Here is a 22,026-nt window from a genome sequence, read left to right as displayed (position 1 = left end):
AATGACAGAAAAAACAAGACCTTCTGCCGCCCCGACTTCGGGCAGTGATGAAATTGATATTGGGCGCCTGGTCGGCACTGTTGTAGAGGCAAAGTGGTGGGTGCTGGGCATTACCGCCGTGTTCGCTGCGGCGGCCGTCGTCTATACGCTGTTTGCCACCCCTATCTACAGCGCCGACGCGCTGGTGCAGATCGAACAGAATACCGGCAACTCGCTGGTGCAGGACATCGGTTCCGCGCTGGCGAACAAGCCGCCGGCATCCGACGCCGAAATTCAGCTCATCCAGTCACGCCTGGTGCTGGGTAAAACGGTTCACGACCTCGGGCTCGATATCTCCGTCACCAAAAATACCTTCCCAATCTTTGGTGCCGGCTGGGATCGTCTGATGGGGCGAAACAACGACACGGTGAAAGTCACTGACTTCGTGCTGCCGAAAGGGGCAGGCGATCAGACGTTTACCCTGACGGTGCTTGGCCCGAAACAGTACCAGCTAACCAGCGACGCAGGTTTTAGCGCGCGCGGCGAAGTGGGGCAGATGCTGACCAAAGACGGTGTCAGCATGATGGTTAGCGCCATCAACGCCCAGGAGGGCGGCGAATTCACCGTCACTAAATTCTCCACCCTGGGGATGATCAACAATCTGCAAAACAACCTGACCGTCACCGAAAACGGTAAGGACACCGGCGTGCTGAGCATGACCTTTACCGGTGAAGATAAGGATCAAATCCGCGACATCCTGAACAGCATTACCCGCAACTATCTTGAGCAGAACGTTGAGCGTAAGTCGGCGGAAGCAGCGAAAAGCCTGGCCTTCCTCGCGAAACAGCTCCCGGAAGTGCGCGCCCATCTGGATGATGCCGAGAACAAGCTGAACGCCTATCGTCAGGATAAAGACTCCGTTGACCTGCCGCTGGAGGCGAAATCGGTCCTCGATTCGATGGTCAACATTGATGCGCAGCTCAACGAGCTGACCTTCAAAGAGGCGGAGATTTCCAAGCTTTATACCAAACGTCACCCGGCCTACCGCACGCTGCTGGAGAAACGCCGCACGCTGGAAGAGGAGAAGGCGAAGCTCAATGACCGCGTGACCGCGATGCCGAAAACGCAGCAGGAGATCGTGCGTCTGACCCGCGACGTGGAGTCCGGACAGCAGGTTTACATGCAGCTGCTGAACAAGCAGCAGGAGCTGAAGATCACCGAAGCCAGTACCGTCGGTGACGTGCGCATCGTCGACCCGGCCATTACCCAGCCTGGCGTGCTGAAGCCGAAGAAAGCGCTGATAATTCTCGGCAGCATTATTCTCGGCCTGATGCTCTCCATCGTCGGTGTACTGCTGCGTTCGCTGTTCAACCGCGGAATCGAAAGCCCGCAGGTGCTGGAAGAGAGCGGTATCAACGTCTATGCCAGCATTCCGCTGTCTGAGTGGCAAAAATCCCGTGATAGCGTGAAAACCATCAAGGGCGTTAAGCGTTACAAACAGAGCCAGCTTCTGGCGGTGGGTAACCCAACCGACCTCGCTATCGAAGCGATCCGCAGCCTGCGCACCAGCCTGCACTTCGCGATGATGCAGGCCAAAAACAACGTCCTGATGTTAACCGGCGTTAGCCCGTCGATTGGTAAAACCTTCGTCTGCGCCAACCTGGCGGCCGTTGTCAGCCAGACCAACAAGCGCGTGCTGCTGATCGACTGCGATATGCGTAAGGGCTACACCCACGAACTACTGGGCACCAATAACGTGAACGGTCTGTCGGAAATCCTGCTCGGTAAAGGTGACATCAGCCAGAGCGCGAAACCTACAACGGTGCCGAAATTCGATCTGATCCCACGCGGTCAGGTGCCGCCTAACCCGTCCGAACTGCTGATGAGCGAACGCTTCACCGAACTGGTGGAGTGGGCGAGCAAAAACTACGACCTGGTGCTGATCGATACGCCGCCGATTCTGGCCGTGACCGACGCTGCCGTTGTGGGTCGCCATGCGGGTACGACGCTGATGGTGGCGCGTTACGCGGTGAATACCCTCAAAGAGGTGGAAACCAGCCTGAGCCGCTTCGAGCAGAACGGGATTGAGGTGAAAGGGGTGATCCTGAACTCCATCTTCCGCCGCGCGACCGGGTACCAGGATTACGGGTATTACGAGTACGAATATAAGTCTGACAGCAAATAACAATCCCCCTCACCCTAACCCTCTCCCGAGGGGAGAGGGGCGGGGTGAGGGATCAGGGGAAGATCATGACCACACAACGCCCTTTAGTTTCAATCTATATGCCGACATGGAATCGTCAGCAGCTGGCGATCCGCGCAATCAAATCCGTCCTGCGACAGGATTACGATAACTGGGAGCTGATCATCGTTGATGACTGCTCTTCCTCGTATGAACAGCTGCAAAAGTTTGTGACTGACCTCAACGACCCGCGGGTGGTCTATACGCATAACGCCATTAACTCCGGCGCATGCGCGGTGCGTAATCAGGCGATTATGCAGGCCAAAGGGCAGTATCTGACCGGGATCGACGACGATGACGAATGGACGCCGAACCGCCTGTCTATCTTCCTGTCGCATAAAGAACAGCTGGTCACGCACGCTTTCCTGTATGCCAACGACTATGTTTGCCAGGGCGAGGTTTATTCGCAGCCCGCGAGTCTGCCGCTGTACCCGAAATCGCCGTATTCTCGCCGCCTGTTCTACAAGCGCAACATTATTGGTAACCAGGTCTTCACCTGGGCGTGGCGTTTCAAAGAGTGCCTGTTCGATACCGAACTCAAGGCCGCGCAGGATTACGATATCTTCCTGCGCATGGTGGTGGAGTACGGCGAGCCGTGGAAGGTGGAAGAGGCCACGCAGATCCTGCATATCAACCACGGGGAGATGCAAATCACCTCCTCGCCGAAGAAGTTCTCCGGCTACTTCCATTTTTACCGCAAGCACAAGGACAAGTTTGACCGTGCCAGCCGTAAATATCAGCTCTTTACCCTCTATCAGATCCGCAATAAGCGCATGAACTGGCGCACGCTGCTGACGCTGCTGTCCGTGCGTAACGGCAAACGCCTGGCTGATGGACTTCGGGGGAAATAATGTTTCTGGAAGATTGCCGCGCTAACAGCTGGAGCCTGCGTCCGTGCTGCATGGTTCTGGCGTACCGCATCGCGCACTTTTGCTCGGTGTGGCGTAAGAAAAACGTGCTGAACAATATCTGGGCGGCGCCCGTGCTGGTGCTGTACCGCATCATTACCGAATGCTTTTTTGGCTATGAAATTCAGGCTGCTGCCACTATTGGCCGCCGCTTTACCATCCATCACGGCTATGCGGTGGTGATCAACAAGTTTGTGGTCGCCGGGGATGATTTCACCATTCGTCATGCGGTCACCATTGGCAACCGCGGGCCTGACAGCCTGGCCTGCCCGGTCATCGGCAATAACGTCGAGCTGGGCGCGAACGTGGTAATCATCGGTGACATTACGATTGGTAATAACGTCACGATTGGTGCTGGCAGCGTAGTGCTGGACAGCATTCCGGATAACGCGCTGGTGGTGGGAGAAAAGGCCCGCGTGAAGGTGATTAAATGAACATTCTGCAATTTAACGTACGCCTCGCAGAAGGCGGAGCGGCAGGCGTGGCGCTGGATCTGCACCAGCGCGCGCTGCAAAAAGGACTTCAGTCTCGGTTTATTTACGGCTACGGCAAAGGCGGCAAGAAAAGCGTCAGCCACGATAACTTCCCGCAGGTGCACAAGCACACGCCGCGTCTGACCTCAATTGCCAACATTGCGCTGTTCCGTCTGTTTAACCGCGACCTGTTTGGCAACCTGAACAACCTTTACCGCACCGTGACGCGCACGACCGGCCCGGTTGTGCTGCATTTTCACGTGCTGCACAGCTACTGGCTGAATCTGGAAGAGGTGGTGGCGTTTTGCCAGAAGGTGCAGGCCCACAAGCCCGATACCCGCTTTGTCTGGACGCTGCACGATCACTGGAGCGTGACCGGACGCTGCGCGTTTACCGACGGCTGCGAAGGCTGGAAAGATAACTGCCAGAAGTGCCCGACGTTAAGCAACTACCCGCCGGTGAAGGTGGATCGCGCGCATCAGCTGGTGGCCGGAAAGCGTCAGCTGTTCCGCGACATGCTCTCGCTCGGCTGTACGTTTATCTCCCCGAGCCAGCACGTGGCCGATGCCTTCAACAGCCTGTACGGGGCAGGGCGCTGTCAGATTATCAACAACGGCATCGACGTAGCGACGGAAGCCATTCTTGCCGAGCTGACCCCGGTGGCCGAAACCGCGGGCAAATCGAAAATCGCTATCGTTGCGCATGACCTGCGTTACGACGGTAAAACCAACCAGCAGCTGGTGCGTGACATGATGGCGCTGGGTGACAAGATAGAGCTTCACACCTTCGGCAAGTTTTCACCGTTCGAAGGGGCCAACGTGGTGAACCACGGGTTTGAGACCGACAAGCGCAAGCTGATGAGCGCGCTGAATGAAATGGACGCGCTGGTGTTCAGCTCCCGCGTGGATAACTACCCGCTGATCCTCTGCGAAGCGCTCTCTATCGGCGTGCCGGTGATCGCCACCCACAGCGATGCGGCGCGCGAAGTGCTGGAAAAGTCCGGCGGGAAAACCTTCACGGAGCAGGAGGTCCTGCCGCTGGTACAGCTGCCGAAGGCGCAGATTGCTGAGATCGTTTTTGGCACAGACCTGGAATCGTTCCGCAACCGCAGCCGCAAGGCCTACAGTGGACAACAGATGCTGGAGGAATATGTCTCGTTCTATCAGAATCTGTAGTTATCTGCTGCTGCCGCTGATCTACCTGCTGGTCAACGTCAAAATTGCCCAGCTCGGCGAAAGCTTCCCGATAACCATCGTAACCTTCCTGCCCGTTCTGCTTCTGCTGTATGTCGATAAAATCAACCTCAAGAAGCTGATGATTGCCTTAGGTCTGGGCACGGGCCTGACGCTGTTTAACTACATCTTTGGCCAGTCGCTGGATGCGAGTAAATACGTCACGTCGACCATGCTGTTTGTTTATATTGTTATTATTATCGGAATGGTCTGGAGTATTCGGTTTAAAACTATTTCTCCGCACAATTATCGGAAAATCCTTAGGTTCTTTTATATTGCCGTTGCGTTAATTGTTATGCTTGCCGCACTGGAGATGGCGCAAATTATTCTCACCGGCGGCAGCAGCCTGATGGAGATAATTTCGAAATATCTCATTTACAGTAACAGCTATGTATTGAACTTCATCAAGTTTGGCGGGAAGCGTACTACAGCCCTTTATTTTGAACCGGCGTTTTTCGCTCTGGCGTTAATCTCAATTTGGCTCAGCATCAAACAGTTTGGTATCAAAACGACTAAGACCGATGCTATGATTCTTGCAGGAATTGTTCTGTCTGGATCGTTCTCAGGGGTAATGACATTTATCCTGTTTTACCTGCTGGAGTGGGCGTTCCAGTACCTGAACAAAGATGCGATTAAGAAAAAACTGCCGCTGGCGATTATCTCCCTGACGGTATTTATGGTAGGCGTGATATTTGCCTTCCCGTACATCTCAGAACGTCTTGGTGATTTGGGAACGGAAGGGTCTTCGTCCTATTATCGCATCATTGGGCCACTGGTGATGGTGGGTTATTCCTTAACCCATATTGATGGGGTGGTAAGATTCGGCTCACTTTACGAATATGTTGCATCATTCGGAATCTTTAACGGTGCGGATGTCGGTAAAACCATAGACAATGGTCTGTATCTGTTAATTATTTATTTTTCGTGGTTCGCCGTACTGTTGACCCTGTGGTATCTGTTTAAAGTTTTCAAAATGATGATTAACGCGTTTGGTGATAACCAGAACTTTCGCGTTCAGCTTTATCTGTTTACTCCGGTGTCGCTGTTTTTTACCGGGTCAATATTTAGCCCGGAATATGCTTTCTTGATTGTCTGTCCGTTTATTCTGCGCAAGGCGCTTAATATTACGAACGTATGACGAAATGAGGTGATTTATGTTTCTTAGCGTCATTACTGTCGCTTTTCGTAATTACGAAGGGGTGGTAAAAACCTGGCGCTCGCTGCGCAACCTGGCGCGCGATCCAAGCCTCACCTTTGAGTGGATTGTGGTCGACGGCGGCTCGAACGATGGCACTGCGGAGTTTCTGGAAAAACTCAACGGTGAGTTCAACTTACGCTACATCAGCGAGAAAGATAAAGGCATCTATGATGCGATGAATAAAGGCATCAACATGGCGCAAGGCCGTTATGCCATCTTCCTGAACTCGGGCGATATTTTCCATGAAGACGTGGCGCTGTTTGCCCGTCAGCTGGCTCGCCAGAAAGAGGACGCCATGTATATTGGCGATGCGCTGCTCGATTTTGGCGACGGACATAAAGTGTGCCGCAGCGCGAAGCCAGGCTGGTATATCTATCACAGCTTGCCCGCCAGCCATCAGGCCATTTTCTTCCCGGTAAAGGGTCTGAAAAAACAGCCTTACGATTTGCAGTATAAAGTGTCTTCCGATTATGCGCTGGCAGCCAGCCTGTATAAATCAGGTTACCCGTTCCGTCGAATTAAAGGGCTGGTGTCTGAATTCTCAATGGGCGGTGTGTCAACGTCTAATAATCTGGAATTGTGCCAGGATGCCAAAAACGTGCAGCGTAAAATATTACGCGTGCCGGGGTTCTGGGCGGAATTGTCTTATTTATTACGCCTGCGCACCACAGGCAAAACGAAAACCTTATATAACAAAGCCTGAATATAAGGAAACGCAATGCAGGATTTAAAAGGTTTTTCCGTGCCGAAAGGTTTTCGGGGCGGGAACGGTATTAAGGTACAGCTGTGGTGGGCCGTTCAGGCAACCTTATTTGCCTGGTCGCCGCAAATAATGTACCGCTGGCGAGCTTTTTTATTGCGCCTGTTTGGCGCAAAAATCGGAAAAAACGTAGTCATCCGACCTTCTGTGAAAATTACCTATCCGTGGAAATTAACGCTGGGGGATTACGCATGGGTTGGGGATGACGCGGTGTTATATACCCTTGGCGAAATTACGATTGGCGCAAATTCGGTGGTTTCACAGAAATGTTATTTGTGCACCGGCAGCCACGACTTTATGAGTCAGCATTTTGATATTACCGCTTCGCCTGTTGCGATTGGCGAAAAATGCTGGCTGGCAACGGATGTTTTTGTTGCACCGGGTGTTTCTGTTGGCGATGGCACGGTAGTCGGTGCCCGCAGCAGCGTTTTTAAATCGCTACCGGCAAATAAAATTTGCCGTGGCAACCCCGCAGTGGTGATACGCGAACGCGTTGAAACTGATTAAATTCATAAGTAGAGGAATATAAACATGTCTAAAGTCGCTCTCATCACCGGCGTTACCGGGCAGGATGGTTCTTACCTGGCAGAGTTCCTGCTGGAAAAAGGGTATGAAGTGCACGGTATTAAACGTCGTGCGTCTTCTTTCAACACCGAACGTGTGGATCATATTTATCAGGATCCTCACGCGGCGAACCCGAAATTCCATCTGCACTACGGCGACCTGACCGATACCTCCAACCTGACCCGTATCCTGCAGGAAGTACAGCCGGATGAAGTCTACAACCTGGGCGCGATGAGCCACGTAGCGGTTTCCTTCGAGTCTCCGGAATACACCGCTGACGTTGATGCCATGGGTACCCTGCGTCTGCTGGAAGCCATCCGCTTCCTCGGCCTTGAGAAGAAAACCCGCTTCTACCAGGCATCCACCTCCGAGCTGTACGGTCTGGTACAGGAAATCCCGCAGAAAGAGACCACGCCGTTCTACCCGCGCTCTCCGTATGCGGTAGCAAAACTGTACGCCTACTGGATCACCGTGAACTACCGTGAATCCTACGGCATGTACGCCTGTAACGGCATTCTGTTCAACCACGAATCTCCGCGTCGCGGCGAAACCTTCGTAACCCGCAAAATCACTCGCGCTATCGCCAACATCGCGCAGGGTCTGGAGTCTTGCCTGCACCTCGGCAACATGGATTCCCTGCGTGACTGGGGCCATGCCAAAGACTACGTGAAAATGCAGTGGATGATGCTGCAGCAGGAACAGCCAGAAGACTTCGTGATTGCGACCGGCGTGCAGTACTCCGTGCGTCAGTTCGTTGAAATGGCGGCGGCACAGCTGGGCATCAAACTGCGCTTCGAAGGTACCGGCGTGGAAGAGAAAGGTATCGTTGTTTCTGTGACCGGCCACGACGCGCCGGGCGTGAAGCCAGGCGATGTCATTGTGCAGGTTGACCCGCGCTACTTCCGTCCTGCTGAAGTGGAAACCCTGCTGGGCGACCCAACCAAAGCGCACGAGAAGCTGGGCTGGAAACCAGAAATCACTCTGCAAGAGATGGTTTCCGAGATGGTAGCCAAAGATCTTGAAGCAGCGAAAAAACACTCTCTGCTCAAATCTCATGGCTACGAGGTTGCCATCGCGCTGGAGTCCTGAGAATGACAAAACAACGTATTTTTGTCGCCGGTCATCGCGGAATGGTGGGTTCCGCGATTGTTCGCCAGCTGGAACAGCGCGGTGACGTCGAAGTGGTCGTCCGTTCGCGCGACGAGCTGAACCTGCTCGACAGCCGTGCGGTTCAGGACTTCTTTGCTAACGAACGCATTGATCAGGTGTATCTGGCGGCGGCGAAGGTGGGCGGCATTGTCGCTAACAACACCTACCCGGCGGATTTCATCTACGAAAACATGATGATCGAGAGCAACATCATTCACGCGGCGCATCTGCACAACGTGAATAAGCTGCTGTTCCTCGGGTCGTCCTGTATTTACCCGAAAATGGCGAAGCAGCCGATCGCCGAAAGCGAGCTGCTGCAGGGCACGCTGGAGGCGACCAACGAGCCGTACGCGATTGCCAAGATTGCCGGGATCAAGCTGTGCGAGTCCTACAACCGTCAGTACAACCGCGACTATCGTTCGGTGATGCCGACCAACCTGTACGGACCGCACGACAACTTCCACCCGAGCAACTCGCACGTGATCCCAGCGCTGCTGCGCCGCTTCCACGAGGCGACCGCCGAGAACGCGCCGGACGTGGTGGTGTGGGGCAGCGGTACGCCGATGCGCGAGTTCCTGCACGTGGACGACATGGCTGCCGCCAGCATTCACGTGATGGAGCTGGATCGCGAGGTGTGGCAGGAAAACACCGAGCCGATGCTGTCGCACATCAACGTGGGTACCGGCGTGGACTGCACCATTCGCGAGCTGGCGCAAACCATCGCGCAGGTAGTGGGCTACAAAGGCCGCGTGGTGTTTGACGCGACGAAACCGGACGGCACGCCGCGCAAGCTGCTGGACGTGACCCGTCTGCATCAGCTGGGCTGGTATCACGAGGTGTCACTGGAGCAGGGTCTGGCCAGTACCTACCAGTGGTTCCTGGAAAACCAGCACCGCTTCCGGGGGTAACGATGTTTTTAAGTCAGGAAGATTTTGCCACGGTAGTGCGTTCCACTCCGCTCATCTCAATTGATTTGATCGTGGAGAACGAACGCGGCGAGTTCTTGCTGGGGAAACGAACCAACCGTCCTGCACAGGGCTTCTGGTTCGTGCCCGGCGGGCGCGTGCAGAAGGATGAGCGGCTCAGCGATGCGTTTGAGCGTCTCACTCTGGCGGAACTGGGCCTGCAGCTGCCGATGGCAGCGGGCCAGTTTTACGGGGTCTGGCAGCACTTCTATGACGATAACTTTTCAGGCACCGGGTTCACCACGCACTACATCGTGCTGGGGTTCCGCCTGAAGGTGAGTGAGGCAGACCTGCGTCTGCCTGATTCTCAGCATGACGACTACCGCTGGCAGACGCCAGAGGCGCTGCTTGCCAGCGATAATGTGCATGACAACAGTCGTGCCTATTTCCTGGCTGAACGTCAGGCCGAGGTGCCGGGCATATGAAGATCCTCGTATACGGAATCAACTACTCGCCGGAATTAACCGGCATCGGGAAATACACCGGCGAGATGGTTGAGTGGATGTCGAGCCAGGGACATGACGTGCGGGTCATTACCGCGCCGCCGTACTACCCGGAGTGGAAAGTCGGGGAGCGCTACTCAAGCTGGCGCTACCGTCGCGAAGAGGGCGCAGCGACCGTCTGGCGCTGCCCGCTGTATGTGCCTAAGCAGCCCTCAACGCTGAAACGGTTACTTCATCTGGGCAGCTTTGCCCTGAGCAGCTTCTTCCCGCTGATGGCGCAGCGTCGCTGGAAGCCGGATCGCATCATCGGCGTGGTGCCAACGCTGTTTTGCACGCCGGGCATGCGCCTGCTGGGCAAACTCTCCGGCGCGCGCACTCTGCTGCACATACAGGATTACGAAGTTGACGCCATGCTGGGCCTGGGGATGGCAGGCAAAAGTAAAGGCGGCAAGGTCGCGAAGCTCGCCAGCGCGTTTGAGCGCAGCGGCCTGCACAACGTTGATTACGTCTCGACTATCTCGCGCTCGATGATGAACAAGGCGCAGGAGAAGGGCGTCCCGGCGGAGAAAGTCATTTTCTTCCCGAACTGGTCAGAAGTGGCGCGTTTTCGCGATGTAACTGAGCAGGATGCTCATGCCCTGCGCGCGCAGCTCGGTTTGCCTGAAGATCAAAAAATCATTCTTTACTCAGGGAACATCGGCGAAAAGCAGGGGCTGGAAAGCGTGATTGAAGCAGCCGAGCTGCTGAGTGAACATCCGTGGACGTTTGTGATTGTCGGGCAGGGCGGTGGAAAGGCGCGGCTGGAAAAAATGGTCGGTGAACGCGGCCTGACCAACGTGAAATTTTTCCCGCTTCAGTCTTACGAGGCACTGCCTGCGCTGCTGAAGATGGGCGACTGCCATCTGGTGGTGCAAAAACGCGGCGCGGCCGACGCGGTGCTGCCGTCCAAGCTGACCAACATTCTGGCAGTGGGCGGTAACGCGGTGATCACGGCAGAAGCCGAAACAGAATTAGGCCAGCTGTGTGACAGCTATCCGGGGATTGCCGTGTGCGTGGAGCCGGAATCGGTCCCGGCGCTGGTAACCGGAATTGAGCAAGCGCTTGCCATGCCAAAAGTGAACACGGTGGCACGTGAATATGCCGAACGCACGCTCGAAAAAGAGAACGTGCTGAGCCAATTTATTGCAGATATACGGGGATAAATCATGAGTCAAACCACTTTGTATCCGGTTGTGATGGCTGGTGGCTCTGGTAGCCGGTTGTGGCCGCTGTCCCGCGTGCTCTATCCAAAACAGTTCCTCTGCCTGAAAGGGGATCTCACCATGCTGCAGACGACGGTAAACCGTCTGCACGGCGTGGAGTGTGAAAGCCCGGTGGTGATTTGTAACGAACAGCACCGCTTTATTGTTGCCGAGCAGCTGCGCCAGCTGAATAAGCTCACCGAAAACATCATCCTGGAGCCTGCCGGACGCAATACCGCGCCTGCGATCGCCCTGGCGGCGCTGGCGGCAAAACGCAGCAGCCCGGACTGTGACCCGCTGATGCTGGTCCTGGCGGCAGACCACGTTATCCAGCAGGAAGACGCCTTCCGCGACGCGGTGCGTGCGGCGATCCCTTACGCCGAGAGCGGCAAGCTAGTGACCTTCGGCATCGTGCCGGATCTGCCGGAAACCGGATATGGCTATATTCGTCGCGGCAGCGTGACGCCGGGTGAAGGCGACAGCGTGGCGTTTGACGTGGCGCAGTTTGTTGAAAAACCGAATCTGGAAACCGCGCAGGCGTATGTCGCCAGCGGTGAATATTACTGGAACAGCGGGATGTTCCTGTTCCGCGCCGGACGCTACCTGGAAGAGCTGCGCAAATACCGCCCGGATATTCTGAACGCCTGCGAGAAGGCGATGGCGGTGGTGGACCCGGATCTCGACTTCATCCGCGTGGATGAAGAGGCGTTCCTCGCCTGCCCGGAAGAGTCCATTGACTATGCGGTGATGGAACGTACGGCGGACGCCGTCGTGGTACCGATGGATGCGGGCTGGAGCGATGTCGGCTCCTGGTCCTCCCTGTGGGAGATCAGCGCCCATACCCCGGAGGGTAACGTCCACCACGGCGATGTTATTAGCCACAAAACGGAAAACAGCTACGTCTACGCCGAATCCGGCCTGGTGACCACGGTCGGGGTGAAGGATCTGGTGGTTGTCCAGACAAAGGACGCCGTGCTGATTGCCGACCGTAACGCCGTGCAGGACGTTAAAAAAGTGGTTGAACAAATTAAGGCCGATGGCCGTCACGAGCACCATATTCACCGCGAAGTCTACCGTCCGTGGGGGAAATATGACTCCATTGACTCCGGTGACCGCTACCAGGTGAAACGCATCACCGTGAAGCCGGGCGAGGGGCTGTCGGTGCAGATGCACCATCACCGCGCCGAGCACTGGGTGGTGGTTGCGGGTACCGCTAAAGTCACTATCGACGGTGAAGTCAAACTGCTGGGTGAAAACGAGTCCATTTATATTCCGCTGGGGGCCACGCACTGTCTGGAGAACCCGGGGAAAATTCCTCTCGACTTAATTGAGGTGCGCTCCGGCTCGTATCTGGAAGAGGACGATATCGTGCGCTTCCAGGACCGCTACGGGCGGGTGTAGCACTCTGCATTATGCCCGGTGGCGCTGCGCTTACCGGGCCTGCGAATGACAAAAAAATCAATTTGGCCATTAAGTGGTCAGGGCCGACTGTTGCCTGAAAAAGGGGTCATCATGGAAAAATTAACCTGTTTTAAAGCCTACGATATTCGCGGCAAGCTGGGCGAAGAGCTGAATGAAGACATCGCGTGGCGCATTGGCCGCGCGTACGGCGAATATTTAAAACCGCAGACCATCGTGCTGGGCGGCGACGTGCGTCTGACCAGTGAATCCCTCAAGCTGGCCCTGGCGAAAGGGCTGCAGGACGCGGGCGTGGACGTGCTGGATATCGGCCTTTCCGGGACCGAGGAGATTTACTTTGCCACCTTCCACCTGGGCGTGGACGGCGGTATCGAAGTGACCGCCAGCCACAACCCGATGGACTACAACGGGATGAAGCTGGTGCGCAAGGGCGCGCGCCCTATCAGCGGCGACACCGGCCTGCGCGACGTGCAGCGTCTGGCGGAAGCCAACGACTTCCCGCCGGTGAACGAGGCTAAGCGCGGCAGCTACAAAAAAATCAACCTGCAGAAAGAGTACATCGACCACCTGCTGGGCTACATCAACGTGGCGAACCTCAAGCCGCTGAAGCTGGTCATCAACTCCGGTAACGGCGCGGCCGGCCCGGTGGTGGACGCGCTGGAAGCCCGCTTTAAGGCGCTGAACGTGCCGGTAACCTTCGTCAAGGTGCACAACACCCCGGACGGCAACTTCCCGAACGGTATTCCTAACCCGCTGCTGCCGGAGTGCCGCGACGACACCCGCAACGCGGTGATTGAGCACGGCGCGGACATGGGGATCGCCTTTGACGGTGACTTCGACCGCTGCTTCCTGTTCGACGAGAAAGGGCAGTTCATCGAGGGCTACTACATTGTCGGCCTGCTGGCAGAAGCGTTCCTCGAGAAAAACCCGGGTGCGAAAATCATCCATGACCCGCGCCTTTCCTGGAACACCGTCGACGTGGTCTCCGCGGCGGGCGGCACGCCGGTGATGTCCAAAACCGGCCACGCCTTCATCAAAGAGCGCATGCGCGAAGAAGACGCCATTTACGGCGGCGAGATGAGCGCCCACCACTACTTCCGTGATTTTGCCTACTGCGACAGCGGGATGATCCCGTGGCTGCTGGTGACCGAGCTGCTGTGCCTGAAGGGGCAGACGCTGGGCGAGCTGGTGCGCGACCGCATGGCGGCGTTCCCGGCGAGCGGGGAGATCAACAGCAAGCTGGCGCAGCCGGCCGAGGCCATTGCCCGCGTGGAGCAGCACTTTGCGATCCACGCGCTGGAAATTGACCGTACGGACGGCATCAGCATGGCGTTCCCGCAGTGGCGCTTTAACCTGCGCTCGTCCAATACCGAGCCGGTGGTGCGCCTGAACGTGGAGTCCCGTGCTGACACGGCGCTGATGGAAGCCCGAACGAAGGACATTCTGGCGCTGTTGAATCAGTAACAATTGCCCCTCCCGGCGGGAGGGGGAACCGAATACAGGAACAACGATGACGAATCTAAAAAAACGCGAACGAGCGAGAACGAATGCATCGTTAATCTCTATGGTGCAGCGTTTTTCTGATATCACCATCATGGTCGGTGGGTTATGGGCGGTGTGTCGGATCGGCGGGCTGCCGTTCTTATATATGCATCTGCTGATGGCACTCATTGCGCTGGTCGTGTTTCAGATGATCGGCGGGATGACCGATTTCTACCGCTCGTGGCGCGGCGTGAAAATGACCACCGAACTGATGCTGCTGCTGCAGAACTGGACCCTGAGCCTGATCTTCAGCGCAGGCCTGGTGGCCTTCAGCCATGATTTTGATAATCGCCTCGTGACCTATCTGAGCTGGTATCTGTTAACCAGCGTCGGCATGGTGGTGTGCCGTTCCCTGATCCGCTTTGGGGCGGGCTGGCTGCGCAACCGGGGCTATAACCGTCGCTTCGTTGCGGTAGCGGGCGATCTTCCGGTTGGTAAGGTTCTGCTCGACAGCTTCCGCAAAGAGCCGTGGTTAGGGTTTGAAGTGGTCGGGATTTATCACGACGCGAAGCCGGGCGGCGTGCCGTCGGACTGGGCGGGCAATTACGAACAGCTTATTGAAGACGCGAAAGCCGGCAAAATTCACAACGTCTACATCGCCATGCAGATGAGAGACGAATCCCGCATTAAGCAAATGATGCGCGAGCTGGCGGACACCACCTGTTCGGTGATCCTGATCCCGGACGTCTTTACCTTTAACATCCTTCATTCACGCATTGAAGAAGTGAACGGCGTGCCGGTGGTACCGCTGTACGACACCCCGCTGTCGGGCATTAACCGCGTGCTGAAGCGCGCGGAAGATATAGTGCTCTCTTCGCTGATTTTACTGCTCATCTCCCCGGTGCTGTGCTGCATTGCCCTGGCGGTGAAGCTGAGCTCTCCCGGCCCGGTTATTTTCCGCCAGACCCGCTACGGTATGGACGGTAAGCCGATTATGGTGTGGAAATTCCGCTCCATGAAGGTGATGGAAAATGACAAGGTGGTGACCCAGGCGACGCAGAACGATCCGCGCGTCACCCGCGTGGGGAACTTCCTGCGCCGTACCTCGCTGGATGAACTCCCGCAGTTTATCAACGTCTTTACCGGCGGCATGTCGATTGTTGGCCCGCGTCCGCACGCGGTGGCGCACAACGAGCAGTACCGCTCGCTGATTGAAGGCTACATGCTGCGCCATAAGGTGAAGCCGGGCATTACCGGCTGGGCGCAGATCAACGGCTGGCGCGGCGAAACCGACACGCTGGAAAAAATGGAAAAACGCATCGAATTCGATCTGGAGTACATCCGTGAATGGAGTATCTGGTTCGATATCAAGATTGTTTTTCTGACCATCTTCAAAGGTTTCGTGAACAAAGCGGCGTACTAAGATGAGCTTACGTGAAAAAACCATCAGCGGGGCGAAGTGGTCAGCGATGGCGACCATCGTCATCATTGGCCTCGGTCTGGTGCAGATGACCGTGCTGGCGCGCATTATTGATAATCACCAGTTCGGCCTTTTGACCGTCTCGCTGGTGATTATCGCGCTGGCCGATACGCTGTCTGATTTTGGTATCGCCAATTCGATTATCCAGCGCAAAGAGATCAGCCATCTGGAGCTAACCACGCTCTACTGGCTGAACGTGGGGCTGGGGATTTTCGTGTTCGTGCTGGTGTTCCTGCTGAGCGACACCATCGCCAGCGTGCTGCACAACCCGGATCTGGCTCCGCTGATGCGCACGCTGTCGTTTGCTTTCGTGGTGATCCCGCACGGGCAGCAGTTCCGCGCGCTGATGCAGAAAGAGCTGGAGTTCAACAAGATCGGCATGATCGAGACCAGCGCGGTGCTGGCGGGCTTTACCTTCACCGTGGTGAGCGCCCATTTCTGGCCGCTGGCGATGACCGCAATTCTCGGATACCTGGTTAACTCTGCCGTGCGTACGCTGCTGTTCGGCTACTTTGGCCGCAAGATCTACCGTCCCGGGCTGCATTTCTCTCTCGCATCCGTCTCGTCCAACCTGCGCTTTGGCGCGTGGCTGACGGCGGACAGCATCATCAACTATGTGAATACCAACCTGTCGACGCTGGTGCTGGCGCGTATTCTTGGCGCGAGCGTGGCGGGGGGCTACAACCTGGCCTACAACGTCGCGGTGGTGCCGCCGATGAAGCTGAACCCGATCATCACCCGCGTGCTGTTCCCGGCCTTCGCCAAGATCCAGGACGACACCGAGAAGCTGCGCGTTAACTTCTACAAGCTGCTTTCCGTGGTGGGGATCATTAACTTCCCGGTGCTGCTGGGGCTGATGGTGGTTTCCAGCAACTTCGTGCCGCTGGTGTTTGGCGAGAAGTGGAACGGCATCATCCCGATCCTGCAGCTGCTGTGCGTGGTGGGGCTCCTGCGCTCCGTGGGGAATCCGATTGGTTCCCTGCTGATGGCAAAAGCGCGCGTCGACATTAGCTTTAAGTTCAACGTGTTCAAAACCTTCCTGTTTATTCCGGCAATTATCGTCGGCGGGCATATGGCGGGCGCCATCGGCGTCACGCTGGGCTTCCTGCTGGTGCAGGTAGTCAATACCGTTCTGAGCTACTTCATCATGATCAAGCCGGTGCTGGGCTCCAGCTACCGTCAGTACATCCTGAGCCTGTGGCTGCCGTTCTATCTCTCCTTGCCGACCCTGGCGGTGAGCTACGGCCTGGGCATCATCCTCAGCGGTCACCTGCCGCTGGCCGCGCTGCTGGCGGTGCAGGTTGCCGCGGGGGCGCTGGCATTTGGCGTGATGATTGTGCTGTCACGCAATGCGCTGGTGGTGGAGATGAAGCGCCAGTTTTGCCGTAACGAAAAAATGAAAACGCTGCTTCGCGCAGGCTAGTTATTTAAGAGGCCATTATGAAATTATTAATTCTTGGCAACCATACCTGCGGCAACCGTGGCGACAGCGCCATCCTGCGCGGTTTACTGGATGCAATTAACACCCTTAAGCCTGAGACCGAAGTGGACGTGATGAGCCGTTATCCGGTCAGCTCATCCTGGTTACTGAACCGCCCGGTGATGGGCGACCCGCTTTACAGCCAGATGAAACAGCACAATAACGCCGCGGGCGTGATGGGCCGCGTGAAGAAAGTACTGCGTCGTCGCTACCAGCACCAGGTGCTGCTTTCCCGCGTGACCGATACCGGCAAGCTGCGCAACATCGCGATCGCGCAGGGCTTTACCGATTTTGTCCGTCTGCTTTCCGGTTATGACGCCATTATTCAGGTCGGCGGTTCGTTCTTCGTCGATCTCTACGGCGTGCCGCAGTTTGAGCATGCGCTCTGTACCTTTATGGCGAAAAAGCCGCTGTTTATGATTGGCCACAGCGTCGGGCCATTCCAGGATCCGCAGTTTAACCAGCTCGCAAACTACGTCTTCGGCCACTGCGACGCGCTGATCCTGCGCGAGTCGGTCAGCCTCGACATGATGAAGCGCAGCGAAATTGACACCTCAAAAGTTGAGCACGGCGTGGACACCGCGTGGCTGGTGGATCATCAGGACGACGGCTTCCAGCCGAGCTACGCGGTGCAGCACTGGCTCGACGTGGCGGCGAAACAGAAAACCGTCGCCATAACCCTGCGCGAGCTGGCGCCCTTCGATAAGCGTTTAGGTACGACCCAGGCGGCGTATGAGAAAGCCTTCGCCGACGTGGTGAACCGCGTGCTGGATAGCGGGTACCAGGTGCTGGCGCTCTCAACCTGCACCGGCATCGACAGCTACAACAAAGACGACCGTATGGTGGCGCTGAAACTGCGCAATCTGGTTAACGATCCGTCCCGCTATCACGTGGTGATGGACGAACTGAACGACCTGGAGATGGGCAAGCTTCTCTCCGCCTGCGACCTGACCGTCGGCACGCGTCTGCACTCCGCCATTATCTCCATGAACTTTGGCACGCCGGCCATTGCCATTAACTACGAACACAAATCAGCAGGCATCATGCAGCAGCTCGGTATGCCGGAAATGGCCGTGGATATCCGTCATCTGCTGGATGGTTCGCTGGGTGCGATGGTGGGGGACACCCTGGGTCAACTGCCCGCCATCAATGAACGCCTGGCCGTGGCGGTGAAAACCGAGCGCGAGAAGGGCATTGGGATGGTGAAATCGGTACTTGACCGCGTGCGGGAGGGGAAATGAAGGTCGGTTTCTTCTTACTGAAATTTCCGCTGTCGTCTGAAACGTTTGTCCTGAACCAAATCACCGCGTTTATCGATATGGGATATGACGTGGAGATTATCGCCCTGCAAAAGGGCGATACCAAAAATACCCATGCGGCGTATACCCAGTATGGGCTGGAGGCGAAAACCCGCTGGCTGCAGGATGAGCCTTCCGGGAGGCTGAGCAAGCTGCGCCACCGGGCCAGCCAGACGCTACGCGGGATCCACCGCGCGTCGACGTGGCGGGCGCTGAATGTTTCCCGCTATGGGGCGGAATCCCGCAATCTGATCCTGTCGGCCATCTGCGGGCAAACCGCGCAGCCGTATCGTGCCGACGTGTTTATCGCCCACTTTGGCCCGGCGGGCGTCACCGCCGCGAAGCTGCGCGAGCTGGGCGTGATTGACGGTAAAATTGCGACCATCTTCCACGGTATCGACATCTCCAGCCGCGAAGTGCTGAACCACTACACGCCGGAGTATCAGCAGCTGTTCAGACGCGGCGACATGATGCTGCCTATCAGCGACCTGTGGGCCGGGCGCCTGAAAAACATGGGCTGCCCGGGAGAGAAAATTGCCGTTTCGCGTATGGGCGTGGATTTAACGCGCTTCACACGCCGTCCTGTCAAGGTGCCGGGAAAACCGCTGCAGATCATCTCCGTTGCTCGCCTGACCGAGAAGAAAGGCCTCCATGTGGCCATTGAAGCCTGCCGCCAGCTGAAAGCGCGCGGGGTGGATTTCCACTATCGCATTCTCGGCATTGGGCCGTGGGAGCGTCGTCTGCGCACGCTTATCGAACAGTATCAGCTGGAAGATGTCGTAGAGATGCCGGGCTTCAAGCCGAGCCACGAGGTTAAGGCCATGCTCGACGAGGCGGATGTGTTTCTGCTGCCCTCGGTGACGGGCGCCGATGGCGATATGGAAGGCATTCCGGTTGCGCTGATGGAGGCGATGGCCGTAGGTATTCCGGTGGTATCAACCCTGCACAGCGGGATCCCGGAGCTGATTAAGTCTGACCATTCCGGCTGGCTGGTGCCGGAGAATAACGCGATGGCCCTTGCGGACCGATTAGCAGCCTTCAGCGATATTGACCAGCAGGCGCTGGAGCCCGTGCTCCAGAACGCCCGACAAAAAGTGGAAACCGATTTTAACCAGCAGGTGATTAACCGCCAGTTAGCGAGCCTGCTGCAAACGTTGTAACGCCGAGGATGTATGCTGAAAAAGATTACCCGACGCACCTTTGTTTCTTCTCTCTCCGTTCTGGCGGCCACGCCGCTGCTGTCGTCACGCATCGCGCGGGCGGCAAGCGGCAGAACGGTCTCTGTTAATCAGTACAATAACAACGACTGGATCGCCGCCTTTAAGCAGGCGTTCAATGACGGCGACACCGTCGTGGTCCCAGCCGGGCTCACCTGCGAAAACATCAATACGGGCATTTTCATTCCCGACGGTAAAACCCTGCTGATCCGCGGGGCGTTAACCGGCAACGGGCGCGGCCGCTTTGTTCTGCAGGAAGGTAGCAAAGTGATAGGCGAAGGTGCTGGCCGCACGGAGAACATCACGCTCGACGTTCGCGGCTCTGAATGCGTCATCAAAGGGCTGGCCATGAGCGGTTTTGGCCCGGTGACGCAGATCTACATCGGCGGCAAGAAACCGAGCGTGATGCGTAATTTGCTGATTGATAACATCAGCGTGAGTCAGGCCAACTACGCCATCCTGCGCCAGGGGTTCCACAACCAGGTGGACGGTGCCCGCATCACCAACAGTAAATTTAGCCATCTCCAGGGGGATGCGATCGAGTGGAACGTCGCCATCAACGATCGCAATATCCTGATCTCCGATCATGTCATCGATAACATTAACTGCACCAACGGCAAGATCAACTGGGGCATCGGCATTGGCCTCGCCGGCAGCACCTACGATAACGACTATCCGGAGAAGCAAACCGTCAAGAACTTCGTGGTCGCAAACATCACCGGCAGCAACTGTCGCCAGCTGGTGCACGTTGAAAACGGTAAACATTTTGTTATTCGCAATATTAAGGCCAAAAATATAACTCCCGACTTCAGTAAAAAGGCGGGAATAGACAACGCCACGGTGGCCATTTATGGCTGTGATAATTTCATTATTGATAATGTCGACATGGTTAACAGCGCCGGAATGTTAATCGGCTATGGGGTGATAAAAGGCGATTATTTGTCCATCCCACAGAACTTCAAGCTCAATAATATTCACCTCGATAATCGACAGCTTGCGTATAAATTGCGCGGAATACAGATTTCATCCGGTAACGCCACCTCGTTTGTGGCGATAACCAATGTGGAAATGCAGCGTGCTACGCTTGAACTGCACAACAAGCCGCAGCATCTTTTTTTACGCAACATCAATGTGATGCAGGAAGCCGCTGTGGGTCCCGCCCTGAAGATCAACTTCGACCTGCGCAAGGATGTGCGGGGTAAATTTATGGCGAAAGATGAGACCTTGCTTTCGCTGGCGAACATTAAAGCGGTGAATGAGAAGGGGCAAAGCTCGGTGGATATTGACCGAGTCGACCAGCAGGTGGTGAATGTGGAAAAGCTTAACTTTGCGCTTCCGCACAGATAATCGACAATTAGCTGTTTTGAGACTATTCCTGGGAAAGGGGCGTGATCTATTCAGATTACAACTACAGAAATTTGTAGGGCTAAGGCGTAACATTACCTGCGGATCACGGCAAATCATGCTGGCGAAAACAGGTTTAAGAGCTATAATTCGTCAACCATTTTAAGGTGGAAGAAATAATGATTAATTTGAAAGCAGTCATTCCGGTAGCAGGCCTGGGCATGCATATGCTGCCAGCCACAAAAGCCATTCCTAAAGAGATGCTGCCGATCGTCGACAAGCCAATGATTCAGTACATTGTCGACGAGATTGTTGCTGCAGGGATCAAAGAAATCGTCCTGGTTACGCACTCCTCCAAGAATGCGGTAGAAAACCACTTCGACACCTCTTACGAACTCGAAGCGCTGCTTGAGCAGCGCGTTAAGCGCCAGTTGCTGGCGGAAGTGCAGTCTATTTGTCCGCCAGGCGTGACCATCATGAACGTGCGCCAGGCGCAGCCGCTGGGTCTGGGCCACTCTATTCTGTGTGCCCGTCCGGTTGTGGGCGATAACCCATTCATCGTCGTGCTGCCGGATATCATCATTGATACTGCTTCTGCCGATCCGCTGCGTTATAACCTGGCGGCAATGGTGGCACGTTTCAATGAAACCGGCCGGAGCCAGGTGCTGGCGAAACGCATGAAGGGCGATCTCTCCGAGTACTCTGTGATCCAGACTAAAGAACCGCTGGAGACGGAAGGGCAGGTGAGCCGCATCGTTGAGTTCATCGAAAAACCGGATCAGCCACAGACGCTGGATTCAGACCTGATGGCTGTAGGTCGCTATGTTCTGAACGCAGATATCTGGGCCGAGCTGGAAAAAACCGAGCCAGGCGCCTGGGATCGTATTCAGCTGACCGACGCGATTGCCGAGCTTGCGAAGAAACAGTCCGTAGACGCTATGCTGATGACCGGCGACAGCTATGACTGCGGTAAGAAAATGGGGTATATGCAGGCGTTCGTGAATTATGGGCTGCGTAACCTGAAGGAAGGGGCGAAGTTCAGAACCCGTATTGAGAAGTTGCTCGCAAACGACTGATATTCCAGCCACGAGTTGAACAAGCGGCAGTCATTATTTTGGTTAGATTTCATCACACCAAAATAATGACTGCCGC

The 22,026-nt window shown here is 56.0% G+C and carries 19 protein-coding genes; all 19 read left to right on the top strand.

What is annotated here, in order from left to right; translation table 11 throughout:
* The first annotated feature begins 1 nt into the window (after position 1).
* Positions 2-2,164, top strand: a complete 2,163-nt coding sequence (wzc, locus tag INF68_RS21175; RefSeq protein WP_126787416.1) for a tyrosine-protein kinase Wzc — start codon at positions 2-4, stop codon at positions 2,162-2,164.
* Positions 2,165-2,229: 65 nt separating this feature from the next.
* On the top strand, positions 2,230-3,072 hold the full coding sequence (wcaA, locus tag INF68_RS21170; RefSeq protein WP_023312403.1) for a colanic acid biosynthesis glycosyltransferase WcaA: 843 nt from the start codon (positions 2,230-2,232) through the stop codon (positions 3,070-3,072).
* The gene (gene wcaB, locus INF68_RS21165) at positions 3,072-3,563 is read left to right on the top strand and encodes a colanic acid biosynthesis acetyltransferase WcaB (RefSeq protein ID WP_023312402.1); all 492 of its coding nucleotides are present in this window, start codon (positions 3,072-3,074) and stop codon (positions 3,561-3,563) included. Before wcaA ends, wcaB begins: the two co-directional genes overlap by 1 nt.
* A complete protein-coding gene (wcaC, locus tag INF68_RS21160; protein ID WP_193525414.1) occupies positions 3,560-4,777 on the top strand; it encodes a colanic acid biosynthesis glycosyltransferase WcaC in 1,218 nt (405 codons plus the stop codon). The genes wcaB and wcaC overlap by 4 nt, the downstream gene beginning before the upstream one ends.
* Positions 4,752-5,972, top strand: coding sequence for a colanic acid polymerase WcaD (gene wcaD, locus INF68_RS21155; protein WP_126787415.1), 1,221 nt, complete (start codon positions 4,752-4,754; stop codon positions 5,970-5,972). The genes wcaC and wcaD overlap by 26 nt, the downstream gene beginning before the upstream one ends.
* Before the next feature lie 16 nt (positions 5,973-5,988).
* Positions 5,989-6,735 carry a colanic acid biosynthesis glycosyltransferase WcaE gene (wcaE, locus tag INF68_RS21150; protein WP_033145980.1) on the top strand — a complete coding sequence of 249 codons (747 nt, stop codon included), beginning with the start codon at positions 5,989-5,991 and terminating at the stop codon, positions 6,733-6,735.
* Between the two features lie 15 nt (positions 6,736-6,750).
* Complete coding sequence (wcaF, locus tag INF68_RS21145; protein ID WP_023312399.1) at positions 6,751-7,299, top strand: colanic acid biosynthesis acetyltransferase WcaF; 549 nt, start codon at positions 6,751-6,753, stop codon at positions 7,297-7,299.
* A 24-nt stretch (positions 7,300-7,323) separates the two neighbouring features.
* Positions 7,324-8,445 (top strand): GDP-mannose 4,6-dehydratase, encoded by a 1,122-nt coding sequence (gene gmd, locus INF68_RS21140; RefSeq protein WP_014884502.1) that lies wholly within the window; start codon positions 7,324-7,326, stop codon positions 8,443-8,445.
* 2 nt (positions 8,446-8,447) lie between these two features.
* Positions 8,448-9,413: a GDP-L-fucose synthase gene (locus tag INF68_RS21135; RefSeq protein WP_032642824.1), complete on the top strand. Its 966-nt coding sequence runs from the start codon at positions 8,448-8,450 to the stop codon at positions 9,411-9,413.
* A gap of 2 nt (positions 9,414-9,415) precedes the next feature.
* A complete protein-coding gene (locus INF68_RS21130) occupies positions 9,416-9,895 on the top strand; it encodes a GDP-mannose mannosyl hydrolase (protein ID WP_039263102.1) in 480 nt (159 codons plus the stop codon).
* On the top strand, positions 9,892-11,115 hold the full coding sequence (gene wcaI, locus INF68_RS21125) for a colanic acid biosynthesis fucosyltransferase WcaI (protein ID WP_126787414.1): 1,224 nt from the start codon (positions 9,892-9,894) through the stop codon (positions 11,113-11,115). Before INF68_RS21130 ends, wcaI begins: the two co-directional genes overlap by 4 nt.
* Before the next feature lie 3 nt (positions 11,116-11,118).
* The gene (cpsB, locus tag INF68_RS21120) at positions 11,119-12,555 is read left to right on the top strand and encodes a mannose-1-phosphate guanyltransferase (RefSeq protein ID WP_023336268.1); all 1,437 of its coding nucleotides are present in this window, start codon (positions 11,119-11,121) and stop codon (positions 12,553-12,555) included.
* 111 nt (positions 12,556-12,666) lie between these two features.
* Complete coding sequence (gene cpsG / locus INF68_RS21115; protein WP_029742028.1) at positions 12,667-14,037, top strand: colanic acid biosynthesis phosphomannomutase CpsG; 1,371 nt, start codon at positions 12,667-12,669, stop codon at positions 14,035-14,037.
* Positions 14,038-14,083: 46 nt separating this feature from the next.
* A complete protein-coding gene (gene wcaJ / locus INF68_RS21110) occupies positions 14,084-15,478 on the top strand; it encodes an undecaprenyl-phosphate glucose phosphotransferase (protein ID WP_126787413.1) in 1,395 nt (464 codons plus the stop codon).
* Between the two features lies 1 nt (position 15,479).
* On the top strand, positions 15,480-16,958 hold the full coding sequence (wzxC, locus tag INF68_RS21105) for a colanic acid undecaprenyl disphosphate flippase WzxC (protein WP_023312393.1): 1,479 nt from the start codon (positions 15,480-15,482) through the stop codon (positions 16,956-16,958).
* Between the two features lie 17 nt (positions 16,959-16,975).
* The gene (gene wcaK, locus INF68_RS21100) at positions 16,976-18,256 is read left to right on the top strand and encodes a colanic acid biosynthesis pyruvyl transferase WcaK (protein WP_126787412.1); all 1,281 of its coding nucleotides are present in this window, start codon (positions 16,976-16,978) and stop codon (positions 18,254-18,256) included.
* A complete protein-coding gene (gene wcaL / locus INF68_RS21095) occupies positions 18,253-19,473 on the top strand; it encodes a colanic acid biosynthesis glycosyltransferase WcaL (protein ID WP_126787411.1) in 1,221 nt (406 codons plus the stop codon). Before wcaK ends, wcaL begins: the two co-directional genes overlap by 4 nt.
* 12 nt (positions 19,474-19,485) lie before the next feature.
* On the top strand, positions 19,486-20,877 hold the full coding sequence (gene wcaM, locus INF68_RS21090; RefSeq protein WP_109845276.1) for a colanic acid biosynthesis protein WcaM: 1,392 nt from the start codon (positions 19,486-19,488) through the stop codon (positions 20,875-20,877).
* Positions 20,878-21,053: 176 nt separating this feature from the next.
* Complete coding sequence (gene galF, locus INF68_RS21085) at positions 21,054-21,950, top strand: GalU regulator GalF (protein WP_029742022.1); 897 nt, start codon at positions 21,054-21,056, stop codon at positions 21,948-21,950.
* Positions 21,951-22,026 lie beyond the last annotated feature (76 nt).

Source organism: Enterobacter cloacae complex sp. P16RS2 (assembly GCF_014982155.1).
In the GTDB taxonomy this organism is placed as follows: Bacteria; Pseudomonadota; Gammaproteobacteria; order Enterobacterales; family Enterobacteriaceae; genus Enterobacter; species Enterobacter cloacae_M.
Note: the sequence above shows the minus strand (reverse complement) of the source record. Positions and strands in the feature narration are given on the sequence as shown.